This is a genomic window from Mycobacterium sp. E3198 (assembly GCF_001667015.1).
Classification (GTDB): domain Bacteria; phylum Actinomycetota; class Actinomycetes; order Mycobacteriales; family Mycobacteriaceae; genus Mycobacterium.
The window spans coordinates 1-11387 of record NZ_LZIS01000240.1; the positions used below are offsets into that span (position 1 = coordinate 1).

Below are 11387 nucleotides of genomic sequence, written 5' to 3' on the forward strand. Positions count from 1 at the left end.
GCTGTCCGGCGGGGTGGATTCGGCGGTGGCCGCCGCGCTGGTGCAGCGCGCCATCGGCGACAGGCTGACGTGTGTCTTCGTCGACCATGGGCTGCTGCGCGCCGGGGAACGCGACCAGGTGCAGCGCGACTTCGTGGCCGCCACCGGCGCCAACCTGGTCACCGTCGACGCAGAGGAGACATTCCTGCAGGCGCTGTCGGGGGTGACCAACCCCGAGGGCAAACGCAAGATCATCGGCCGGCAGTTCATCCGGGCCTTCGAGGGCGCGGTGCGAGACATCGTCGGTGACACCGATTCTCAGGTCGAGTTCCTGGTGCAGGGCACGCTGTATCCGGACGTGGTGGAGTCCGGCGGCGGCAGCGGCACCGCGAACATCAAGAGCCACCACAACGTCGGCGGCCTGCCGGGCGACCTGAAGTTCAAGCTCGTCGAGCCGCTGCGGCTGCTGTTCAAGGACGAGGTGCGCGCCGTCGGGCGGGAGCTGGGCCTGCCGGAGGAAATTGTTGGGCGCCAACCCTTTCCGGGACCGGGGTTGGGCATCCGGATCGTCGGCGAGGTCACCGCGGCGCGGCTGGACACGTTGCGGCGCGCGGATGAGATCGCGCGCGAGGAGCTGACCGCCGCCGGCCTGGACAACCAGATCTGGCAGTGCCCGGTGGTGCTGCTGGCCGACGTCCGCTCGGTCGGGGTGCAGGGCGACAACCGCACCTACGGGCACCCGATCGTGCTGCGGCCGGTGTCCAGCGAGGACGCCATGACCGCCGACTGGACGCGGGTGCCCTACGAGGTGCTCGAGCGTATCTCTACCCGGATCACCAACGAGGTGCCGGAGGTCAACCGCGTGGTGCTGGACGTCACCAGCAAGCCGCCCGGCACCATCGAGTGGGAGTAGCTACTCGACTTCTGAGGGCACGCCAGCTCTAAATGAGTGTGCGCTGAGGGCTTTGACTGTGAGCCCGGGGTGACGCGTCGGCGAAATTCCCGCCGGGTGCACACGCAAAGCCGTGAGTGCACACGCAAAGCCGTGAGTGCACACGCAAAGGGCCTACTCGACGAATTCGCGCCTGCCGTAAGCGATCTCGGCTGCGCTCCAGTTCCCGCCGGCCTCGCCGACGAGCCGGCGGGCGACGTCGAGGTCGTCGTCCCCGGCGACCAGGAGCAGGGTGTGGTCGGTGGTGGTGACGGACCCGCCCCGGATGCGCTGGCGGGCGACCGGGTCGGCGGCCAGCGCGTCGCCGAAGCGGGCGATGTCGACATCGGGCACCGCGACGAGGATCGCGTCCGTTTTCGGCGCGTGCTGCGGAAGGTAGTCGAAGGCCAGCACCGCTTCCTGGTCGAACTGGCGGCGCAGCGCCTCGGCGGCGGAGTGCGACGAACCGCCGCACAGGTGAAATTCGCGCGAGCGCTCACGGGTGTCGCGCCGCAGCGCGTCCGACCAGTACACCCCGTCGAGCGGGATCGAGCCCGTCACCGCCGCGCCGCTGAGCGCGATCGTCACGGTGGCCTGTGCCTCGAACAGGGGACCGGTGTCGGTGGCGAACAGCTCGGCCGGGTGACAGGGTTCGGCCCGGGCCGGCGCCGGAAAAGTGGCGCAAAAAAGCACCATCAGCCACACCAGCACCGACCGCATAAAGCAGCCTCTCACGTTTCTTGACGCTTGTCGGAGGGTGGGTGTTTACTCGCCAATGTATCGAACATACTTTCGAAAACAGCGTCAGTGGGAGGCAGTCATGACCGCGGCTTTGGCCTCCGATCACCGCGCTGAGCAGCTGGAATCGCTGCGCCGACGGATGGCTCAAATCTCCGGGCGCGGCGCCCCCGCCGAGGACCTGCTGCCGGATTCGGAATCCGGGCTGGCGCTCCCGCGGTGGCTCGCGGAGGCGCTGCCGGTGCCGCTGCCGCGGGGAACGGTGGCGGTGCTGTCGGGGGCGCGGTCGCTGGTGGTGAGCGTGGTGGCCGCCGTGACGGCGGCCGGGGGCAACGTCGCCATCGTCGGCCAGCCGGACATCGGGCTGCTGGCCGCCGTGGAGATGGGGGCGGACCTGAGTCGGGTCGCGGTGATACCGGACGCCGGGACCGATCCGGTCGAGGTGGCCGCGGTGCTCGTCGACGGCATGGATCTGGTGGTGCTCGGCCTGGGCGGGCGCCAGGTGCCGCACACCCGGGCGCGGGCGGTGGTGGCGCGGGCCCGCAACAAGGGGTGCACCCTGCTGGTCACCGACGGCGACTGGCAGGGGGCGCCGACGCGGTTGGAGGCGCGGGTCTGCGGCTACGAGATCACGGCGAACGGCCGCCCTGGCTTCGGGCGCATCAGCAGGGTGCGGCTGCGGGTCAGTGGGCTGTGTGCGGGCAGGCGGGTGATCGGCCGGTCGCGAGCCGGGTGAATTCGGGTGGCTTCCTCACGCGCGCTGGCGATCTGGTGCATGGACTGGCCCGCGGTCGCGGCGGCGGCAGCGGCGGAGCGGCCCGTGACGACCCCGATCGCGATCACGTTGGCCAATCGGGTGATCGCCTGCTCGTCGGCCGCGCGTGCGGCGGGGGTGCGGCGGGGGCTGCGGCGACGGGAGGCGGCGGCGCGGTGCCCGCAGCTGCACGTCGCGACCGCCGACGCCGACCGCGACGCCCGCTTCTTCGAACCGGTGATCGCCGCGGTGGACGACCTGGTGCCCCGCGCCGAGGTGCTGCGGCCCGGCCTCCTGGTGTTGCCGGTGCGCGGGGCGGCCCGCTTTTTCGGGTCCGAGGAGCAGGCCGCCGAGCGGCTGATCGACGCGGTGGCCGCCGCGGGCGCCGAGTGTCAGGTCGGCATCGCCGATCAGCTGTCCACCGCGGTCTTCGCCGCGCGCGCGGGCCGCATCGTCCAGCCGGGAGGCGACGCGAAGTTCCTGTCGGCGCTGTCGATCCGGCAGCTGGCCACCGAGCCGAGCCTGTCCGGCCCGGGGCGAGAGGAGCTGACGGACCTGTTGTGGCGGATGGGAATTCGCACCATCGGTCAGTTCGCCGCGCTGTCGCGCACCGACGTGGCGTCCAGGTTCGGCGCCGACGGGGTGGCCGCGCACCGGTTCGCCCGCGGCGAACCCGAGCGGGGACCGTCCGGGCGCGAGCCGCCGCCGGAACTCGAGGCCGTGCTCGACTGCGACCCGCCGATCGACCGGGTGGATGCCGCGGCCTTCGCCGGGCGTTCGCTGGCCGGCGCGCTGCACCAGGCGCTGATGGCGGCCGGGGTGGGTTGCACCCGGCTGGCCATTCACGCCGTCACCGCCAATGGCGAAGAACTGCAACGGGTCTGGCGGTGCGCCGAGCCGTTGACCGAGGACGCGACCGCCGACCGGGTGCGCTGGCAGCTCGACGGGTGGTTGAGCAACCGAACCGCTCGCAACCGCCGCCCGACGGCGGCGGTGACGCTGTTGCGGCTGCAGGCCGTGGAGGTGGTGTCGGCCGAGGCGCTGCAGTTGCCGTTATGGGGCGGCCTGGGCGAGGAGGACAGGCTGCGGGCCCGTCGGGCGCTGGTGCGGGTACAGGGCCTGCTCGGGCCGGAGGCGGTGCGGGTGCCGGTGCTGTCCGGCGGTCGCGGGCCGGCCGAACGCATCACGTTGATCCCGCTGCGCGACGAGCCGGTGCCGCGGGCCGACCCGGGCCTGCCGTGGCCTGGGCAACTGCCGCAGCCGTCGCCGGCGGTGCTGCTGGATGACCCGGTGGATCTGCTTGACGCCCAGAGGAATTCGATACGGGTGACGGGCCGGAGGATGTTCTCGGCCGACCCCGCACGGCTGGCCGTGCGCGGTCGGGACGAACCGCTGCGCTGGTGGGCCGGGCCCTGGCCGGTCGACGAGCGGTGGTGGGATCGTGACAGCAGGGGGCGCACCGCCCGCGCCCAGGTCCTGCTGGAGGACGAGCGGGCGTTTCTGCTGTGCTACCGCCAACGACGTTGGTACCTCGAGGGAAGCTACGAGTGACGCGCTGATCCGTGCCGTTGCCGAACAAGCCAAGCAACGCGGGATAGGGGATACGCCGTTGCGGGCGCTTCTATCTCTCGGGCACTGCTGCCGGCGTGATGGCGGCGCACCGGGCGCCGAGAAACTCGTTTGCGGCAAAGTCAACCACGTCGTGGCAGAACCGAAATTACCCCGGCTTTGAGGGCCGGCCGTGCGGGCTGCCTGCCCACGGATTTGACGACTCGGGCTGGTGTAGTTTCGGCGCCGCCGGGTACTGCCAGAAGACTGCGATCGCGAAAGGGGATCTACTGTGCCCGTCTCCAGGCCAGTCCGGCCATTCGTCGATGCGCTGGAACGAGCCAGCATCCTCGACCTCCCCGCAAAGACACTCGGCAAAAAGGTGCGCGAGCTGGTCAGCCCGGAAGTATTGAAAGCGGCGATCAGCGGAACGTGGGTGGGACATCCGGTCCACCCACCGATGACCGATCTGGTGGTCGGCTCGTTGCTGTCGGCGTCCCTGTTGGATCTGCTTGCCCCCCGCGCGGGCGCCCGGGCCGCGCAGCGGTTGATTCTGCTCGGCATCGCAGCGGCGGCGCCAACCGCGCTTACGGGGTTCAGCGACTGGGCTGACACCGAACTCTCCGATGCGGGCGTGCGCCGAGTCGGCCTGGTTCATGCGGAGGCGAATCTTTCGGCGCTACTGCTTTACGCCGCGTCGCTGAGGGCGCGCCGGCGGGGGGCGCGAGCCAAGGGGTCACTGCTGGCGCTCGCCGGCGCCGGACTACTCGCCGGCAGCGCGCACCTGGGCGGACATCTGGCCTTTGTCCGTGGCGTCGGAGTCAACCAAACGGCCTTCGACCCGGGCCCCGACGAGTGGACCGCCGTCGCGGGGGGCGTCGAACTCATTGAGGGGCAACCACAGTCCGCGGACGTAGCCGACACGCCGATACTGCTGGTTCGCCGCGACGGCCAGATCTACGCCATCCACGACCGCTGCGGGCATCGGGGCTGCCCGCTCAGCGACGGCGATCTCGACGGCAACGTCATCACGTGCTCCTGCCACGGCTCGCAATTCGACGTTCGGGACGGGAGTTTGGTGCGCGGCCCCGCGACCGTCGATCAGCCGGCCTTGGCCACCCGCGAGGTCGACGGGCGCATTCAAGTACGCCGAGTCAGTCGCGGGTAGCCACCCGTCGACTAGCGCGCAACGGTCGAAAGACGCTGCGGCCGGCCATCGTGCAACCGCGCTTACCCGGTGGGCCGCAACGCGTCCGGCGTCAGGTCCTTGAGCGAGGCATACCCGTCGACGGCCATGATCAGATCCGCCTCGGCCAGCAGCGAGCGCAGCACGTGCACGACGCCGTCGACGCCGCCGAGCGCCAGCCCGTAGGCGTACGGCCGGCCGATCCCTACCGCGGTCGCCCCCAGCGCCAGGGCCTTGATGATGTCGGCGCCACTGCGGATGCCCGAGTCGAACAGCACCGGCATCCCATCGGCGGCCTCGAGCACCCCGGGCAGGCAATCCAGGCAGGCCAGCCCGCCGTTGGCCTGCCGACCGCCGTGATTGGAACAGTAAATGCCGTCCACGCCAATGTCTTTGGCGCGGCGCACGTCGTCGGGGTGGCAGATGCCCTTCACCAGCAGCGGCAGCTTGGTCTCCGCCCGCAGCCACTCCAGGTCGCTCCAGCGGAACGGGCCGCCGAAGATGGGCAACTTGCGCACCGCCGCCTCGGTGGCGTCCTCGCCCGGTTGCAGGTTCGCGCGAAAGACCGGGTCGGAGGTGTAGTTGCTCAGGCATCCGCTGGGCACCTGAGGGTAGTTCCCGGCGCTCAGGTCGCGCGGCCGCCAGCCGGTGACCCAGGTGTCGAGGGTGACCGCGATGGCCTTGAAACCGCAGGCCTCGGCGCGGTGCACCAGGCTGGCGGCCATCTCGCGGTCCGGCGGCGTGTACAGCTGGAAAAAGCCGGGGGTGTCGCCCAGCTCCGGGGCGACCTCTTCCATCGGGTCAGAGGTGAGCGTGCCCACGAAGAACGGCACGCCGGTGCGGGCGGACGCCCGCGCCACGGCCAGGTCGCCGTGGCCGTCCTGGGCGCACACACCGATGACACCGATGGGGGCCATGAAGATCGGAGACGGAAGCGAAATGCCGAACAGCTCGACCGACATGTCGCGCTGCTCGGGGGCGATCCCCATGCGGGGGAACAAGCCCCAGCGCTTGAAGGCCTCGCAGTTGGCCCGCTGCGTGTGCTCGTCGCCGGCGCCGCCGGCGACGTACCCCAACACTTTCGGCGGCATTGCCGCGGCCGCCTTGGCCTCCAGGTCGGCGAACCTGATGGGGTAGGGCGGCTGCCGGCCCGCCTGCCCCTGCTGATAAAGCTCGGTCTGATAATCGGCGTAAGGCATGGCTCGCGCATACCCGGCGATCGGTCGGCCAAACGGACGTTAGCCAAGCCCGCGTGCGAACGGGGCGACCCGCTCGATGTACGCCTCGAAGAACGCCGCGGGGTCCACGTCGACGCCGATCAGGGCGTTGGCTTTTCGGTTGCCCGACCAATCGGGCGTCGTCACCCCCCGGGTCGGGGTGTCCGCGAGCTCGATGTCCACCGTCGCCGCCCGGGTCGCGACCAGCCGCGGGTCCAGCGCCGCCGCGGCGGCCAACGGGTCGTGCATGAACGCGACGTAGCCGTGTCCGCGGCTCTCGTGCGACTCGAAGTAGAACCGCATCGCGTCCTCGATCACCCCGACCAATGGGGACGGCCCCGCGGCGCCCGCCAGCCGGCCCAGGATGTCCGGTGTCATCGCGACGCGCCGGGTGAGGTCCAGGCCGCAGACGATCGGAAGTTGTTGCTGCCCGGCCCAGCCGGCGAAGACCTCGTCGGCCGCCTCGGGATCCACCCGGATGTTCCATTCGGCCATCGGATTGGTATCCCCGCCGAACGCGCCGCCCATGATCACCAGCCGCCGCAGCATCCTCGGCAGCGCGGGTTCGGCGCGCAGCGCGAGCGCCAGGTTGGTCAGCGGGCCGGTGACCAGCCCGATCAGTTCGCCGGGATGGGCGTGCGCCGCGGCCACCCATGCCGCGGTGGCGTCGTGGCCGGTGAGCCCGCGGTCGGTGGGGGGAAGCTCGGCATAGCCCAGGCCCTTGGGTCCGTGGAACTTCGAGTGATGGGGCCAGTGGCCGCACAGCGGCTCGTCGGCGCCCTTGGACACGGGTATGGTTGGGGCGCGGCACAATTCGAGCAGACCCAGGTTGTTGGCGCAAACCTGGTCGACGTGGATGTTCCCGCCGGTCGATGCGATGCCGACCACCTCGGCGTCGGCGCTGGCCAGCAGGTAGATCAACGCCATCGCGTCGTCGATGCCGGTGTCGGCGTCGACGAAAACGGTGTTCACCGCGGTGATTTTACGGCCAGGCCGACGCGAAGGTGATCACCAGGACGTCGCGCTGCGCCGGCCCGGAGGCGTCGATCGGCCGGATCGGCGAGACGTCGTGCAGGGTGCGGCGGTCGTCGCCCAGCATCAGCGTCCCCGGCTCGGTCAGCGTCGTCGCCAGCAACTGCCGGCCCGTCGGGTCGCACACCGTGCTCTCGCCGCCGATGGCGTTGCGCCGCCCGATCAGCAGCGAGGAGACCAGCGTGACGCCGTCGCGGTGCAGGCCCTCGGGCGTCGGTCGGCCGCCCTCGTCGTCCCCGCAGCAGCGAATGCGGAACGGATGCACCTTGACGTTCCAGTCGGCCACGTCGCCGTCGAGGGCCGTGGCGACCCGGCCCAGCAGCGCGATCACCTTGTGCAGCAACGGATCCGCGGCGAACGCGCCGGTCAGCGGCTCGAAGTCGCGGTCCTTGCCGATGTAGAGGGGATTGGAGTCCTCCGGCTGCACGAACGCGAGCCTGGGCATCGGGCGCAGCACCCCGTCGCGAAACGAGTACTGGCCGTATCGGCGGAGCCGCTGCACCCCCAGCTCCGCCGCGTAGGGGTCCGGCGCCAACCGCCGCCAGTGGCGCGCGAACCGGGTCCATTCTTCGCGGCCCACGCCCAGGCTGCGCGTCACGTCGAGCGAGGACAGCACCGCGACCCCCGTCTTCGCGACCAGCCGGGCCGCGGCGGCCACCGGATCGGCGTCCGTCCACTTTTCGCAAAGGACCATCGCGCCGGGATACCGCAATCCGGTCCCGACGAAACCGGGTTTACCAGTGCACTCCGGGCACCAATCGCACGAGTCGCTTGACCGGGCGCGGTGTCCGGATCCCCCCGGCGACGGCGCGGACCGGGCGATTGGGCCGCCGCTTCGGCGGCGCGGGTGGATCAGCCGTCGTCTCGGTCGCCAACCCGCGAGCCGCGGCGGAATCGGGGTAGCCGAGGTACAGCTGGTGCAGGATACGCCGCGACGTCCGCGGCGCGAAGTAGTTGCCGGCCTCGGCGAGCGTGCCCAGCGGGGTGTCGATGCGCGCCGGCTTCTCGACGAGGCCGCGCACCACCATCGCCGCCGCGCGTTCGGGGCTGATCGCGGGGACCGGGTTGAGCCGGTGCGACGGCGCGATCATCGGCGTGCGGACCAGCGGCATGTGGATGTTGGTGAACGTGATGTGGTCCGACAGCGTCTCCGCGGAGACCACGTCGGCGAACGCGTCCAGCGCCGCCTTGGTGGGCAGATAGGAGCTGTACTTGGGGTTGCGGGCCTGCACGCCGGCGCTGGAGACGTTGACGACGTGGCCGAACCGGCGCTCGCGCCAGTGCGGGAGCAGCGCCAGCACCATCCGCACCGCGCCGAAGTAGTTGACCGCCATCACCCGTTCGTAGTCGTGCAGCCGGTCGGTGGAGTTGACCACCGAGCGCCGGATCGAGCGGCCGGCGTTGTTCACCAGGTAGTCGACATGGTCGAAGCGGCCCAGGATGTCCTTGACCGTGTGCTCCACCGACGTGGAGTCGGTGACGTCACAGGTGAACGCGTAAGCCTGCCCCCCGCCGGCGCGGATCTCGGCGACCAGCGCATCGAGCGCGTCGGCGTTGCGGGCCAGCGCGAACACGATGGCGCCGCGCTCGGCGACGGCGATCGCCGAGGCCCGGCCGATCCCGCTGGACGCGCCGGTGATGATGACGTGCCGGCCCCGCAGCGGCGCCGTCGGGTCGTCGCGCCGGGCGCGGTCGGGGTCGAGGTGCTCGGCCCAGTGCCACCACAGCTCGGACGCGTAGCTCGCGAACTCGGGTACTTCGATACCGCTGCCCTGCAACGCCTTTCGCGTCTCGTCGCTGACGAACGTGGGCAACAAGTCGACGAGGTCGAAAATCTCGGCGGGAATCCCGAGCTGGGTCGCCGCCACGTTGCGTACCACCCGGGCGCGCCCGCGCACCTTGAGCACCGGCGCCGCCACCGAGCGGGGCAGCGAGCCGCGCAGGGGTGGCAACCCGGCGGCCTTGGCGACGCCGCGGTAAATCCCGCGCAGCCCAATGGTTTTCGGAGAAGTGAGGTGGAAGGTGCGGCCGTCGTAACCGTCGCCGTGCATGAGTTCTACGAGCGCGTCGACGACGTAGTCGACCGGGACGATGTTGGTGCGCCCGGTGTCGGGCAACAGGATCGGCGTCAACTTGGGCAACACCGCCAGCTTGGCCAGTACGCCGAAAAAGTAGTACGGCCCGTCGACCTTGTCCATCTCCCCGGTGACCGAATCGCCCACCACGACGGCGGGGCGATAGACGCGGTAGCGCAGCCCGGGTGTCGAGCGCACCAGCGACTCCGCCTCGAACTTCGTCCGGTGATACGGACTCGGCAGCCGCTGCCCCACGTCGAAGTCGTCCTCGGTGTACTCGCCGGGAAAGTCGCCGGCCACGGCGATCGACGACACGTGGTGCAGCGTGGCGTCCAGCCGCCGCGCCAGGTCGATGACCGCCCGGGTCCCCTCGACGTTGACGGCCCGCTGCTCGGCCTCGCCGGCGGTGATGTCGTAGATCGCCGCGCAGTGCACGACGTGGTCGACGCCGCACAGCTCGGCCAGCGTCTCGTCGGTCAGGCCGAGCCCGGGCAGCTCGCCGACCAGCGGCGTCGCCCGGTCACCCCACTCGGCGGCGAGGCGTTCGAAGCGCCCGAGCGAGCCGCGGCGCACCAACACCCACACCCGCGCGTCCGGCCGCGTTTCCAGCAGGCGGGACACGACGCGCCGCCCGATAAACCCGGTACCGCCGGTAACGACATACCGCATGCGGACATGGTAGCGGTCAGCCGCTGAAGTCGCGGATGCCGTCCCAGTCCTGCAGCGTCCAGCCCGTCATCGGGTTGCCGGTGATCACCACGCGGCCCGTGTTGGGCAGGGGATGGGTGGTCCGGAGGCTGTCCTTGGCGTTCTTCACGTTCATCAGCACCCAGTACTCGATGGAATACAGGTGCGCGAACACCACCGGGTTGTTGTGGCCGCTGTCGTAGACCTTCTGGACGGCCGCGGTGAACCGATCGTTGAACTCCTTGCCATTGACCGACCCGGGGATGCTGTTTTGCATGTCGCCGTTGAGCCAGTCCGCCGGCGCCAGCAGATACGTCCGGGGGTCCCACGAGATCGGCCTGCCCTCGAACCAGCCGGCGTTGATCTCCTGGACGCCCGGCAGCACCTGAACCTGCTCATGCAGCTCGGACGCCAGCGGCTCGGCGGTCTGCTGGGCGCGCGCCATCGTCGAGGCGTAGACGGCGTCGTACTTGTTGTGGGCGAGCTGGTGGGCGAGTTGTTCGGCCTGCGCCTTGCCCTCGGGGCTCAGCCCCGGGCCCGGCACCGAGGTGTCGATGACCCCGCCGGCGTTGGCCTCCGACTGCGCGTGCCGGATGAACGTCAGGGTGATGCTGCGCGGCTGCGGCGGGCCGCCGCACGCACCGACGATCATCGCCGCGGCGAGCACTGCTATGGCTTTCGCGATCACGCTCCCCTTGCGCATGTCGATAGCCTGCCCTGCCGAGGGTGCCGGGGGGAAGGGTTTGAAATGCTTCAGTACCGAAAAGTCCTTGAAAGGAGACCCCCATGGCCATTGACCCGAGCGCCGTCGGCGCGGTGAGCGATCCGATGCTGTTCGAATGGACCGACAAGGACACGCTGCTGTACGCGCTCGGCGTCGGGTGCGGCACCGACGACCTGTCCTTCACGACCGAGAACAGCCACGACATCGCCCAGCAGGTGCTGCCCACCTACGCGGTGATCTGTTCGCCGGCCTTCGGCGCGGCCGGCAAGATCGGAAAGTTCAATTGGGCCATGCTCTTACACGGATCGCAGGGCGTCCGGCTGCACGCACCGCTGCCGGCGGCGGGGAAGCTGTCGGTGGTCTCCGAGGTCACCGACATTCAGGACAAGGGCGAGGGCAAGAACGCGGTCGTGATGCTGCGCGGTCGTGGCACCGACCCGGACTCGGGGAAGCTGATCGCCGAAACGTCGACGACCTTCGTGGTCCGCGGCGCGGGCGGGTTCGGGGGAGTGCCGG

10 protein-coding genes and 1 pseudogene are annotated in these 11387 nt (G+C 70.6%); 5 read left to right on the plus strand and 6 right to left on the minus strand.

Features of this window, described 5'->3' with window-relative positions:
- A partial coding sequence (gene guaA, locus A5673_RS24650) for a glutamine-hydrolyzing GMP synthase (protein ID WP_156748587.1) occupies nucleotides 1–892 on the plus strand: 892 nt, incomplete at its 5' end.
- A gap of 153 nt (nucleotides 893–1045) precedes the next feature.
- Here the strand turns inward: guaA and A5673_RS24655 are convergent.
- Nucleotides 1046–1630 carry a hypothetical protein gene (locus A5673_RS24655; RefSeq protein ID WP_231971448.1) on the minus strand — a complete coding sequence of 195 codons (585 nt, stop codon included), beginning with the start codon at nucleotides 1628–1630 and terminating at the stop codon, nucleotides 1046–1048.
- 100 nt (nucleotides 1631–1730) lie between these two features.
- On the opposite strand from A5673_RS24655, the gene A5673_RS24660 reads away from it, so the two are divergent.
- The 3 genes from A5673_RS24660 to A5673_RS24670 all read left to right on the plus strand — a co-directional run bounded on the left by A5673_RS24660 (nucleotide 1731) and on the right by A5673_RS24670 (nucleotide 5118).
- Complete coding sequence (locus tag A5673_RS24660) at nucleotides 1731–2384, plus strand: hypothetical protein (protein ID WP_068238688.1); 654 nt, start codon at nucleotides 1731–1733, stop codon at nucleotides 2382–2384.
- A 39-nt stretch (nucleotides 2385–2423) separates the two neighbouring features.
- Nucleotides 2424–3953, plus strand: coding sequence for a DNA polymerase Y family protein (locus A5673_RS24665; protein WP_068238700.1), 1530 nt, complete (start codon nucleotides 2424–2426; stop codon nucleotides 3951–3953).
- Nucleotides 3954–4242: 289 nt separating this feature from the next.
- The gene (locus tag A5673_RS24670; protein ID WP_156748589.1) at nucleotides 4243–5118 is read left to right on the plus strand and encodes a Rieske (2Fe-2S) protein; all 876 of its coding nucleotides are present in this window, start codon (nucleotides 4243–4245) and stop codon (nucleotides 5116–5118) included.
- Nucleotides 5119–5180: 62 nt separating this feature from the next.
- On the opposite strand, the gene A5673_RS24675 is transcribed toward A5673_RS24670, so the two are convergent.
- The 5 genes from A5673_RS24675 to A5673_RS24695 are packed head-to-tail and all read right to left on the minus strand — an operon-like array spanning nucleotide 5181 to nucleotide 10850.
- Entirely contained in the window at nucleotides 5181–6335 is a 1155-nt protein-coding gene (locus A5673_RS24675; RefSeq protein ID WP_068238690.1) for an alpha-hydroxy-acid oxidizing protein, read from the minus strand.
- A 39-nt stretch (nucleotides 6336–6374) separates the two neighbouring features.
- On the minus strand, nucleotides 6375–7334 hold the full coding sequence (locus tag A5673_RS24680; RefSeq protein ID WP_156748590.1) for a nucleoside hydrolase: 960 nt from the start codon (nucleotides 7332–7334) through the stop codon (nucleotides 6375–6377).
- Nucleotide 7335: 1 nt separating this feature from the next.
- Nucleotides 7336–8079: a 2OG-Fe dioxygenase family protein gene (locus A5673_RS24685; RefSeq protein ID WP_068238694.1), complete on the minus strand. Its 744-nt coding sequence runs from the start codon at nucleotides 8077–8079 to the stop codon at nucleotides 7336–7338.
- A 40-nt stretch (nucleotides 8080–8119) separates the two neighbouring features.
- Entirely contained in the window at nucleotides 8120–10129 is a 2010-nt protein-coding gene (locus A5673_RS24690) for an SDR family oxidoreductase (protein ID WP_068238696.1), read from the minus strand.
- 16 nt (nucleotides 10130–10145) lie between these two features.
- Nucleotides 10146–10850 (minus strand): histidine phosphatase family protein, encoded by a 705-nt coding sequence (locus A5673_RS24695; RefSeq protein WP_068238698.1) that lies wholly within the window; start codon nucleotides 10848–10850, stop codon nucleotides 10146–10148.
- Nucleotides 10851–10933: 83 nt separating this feature from the next.
- On the opposite strand from A5673_RS24695, the pseudogene A5673_RS24700 reads away from it, so the two are divergent.
- A pseudogene (locus A5673_RS24700) lies at nucleotides 10934–11387 on the plus strand (MaoC family dehydratase N-terminal domain-containing protein); the annotation flags it as partial.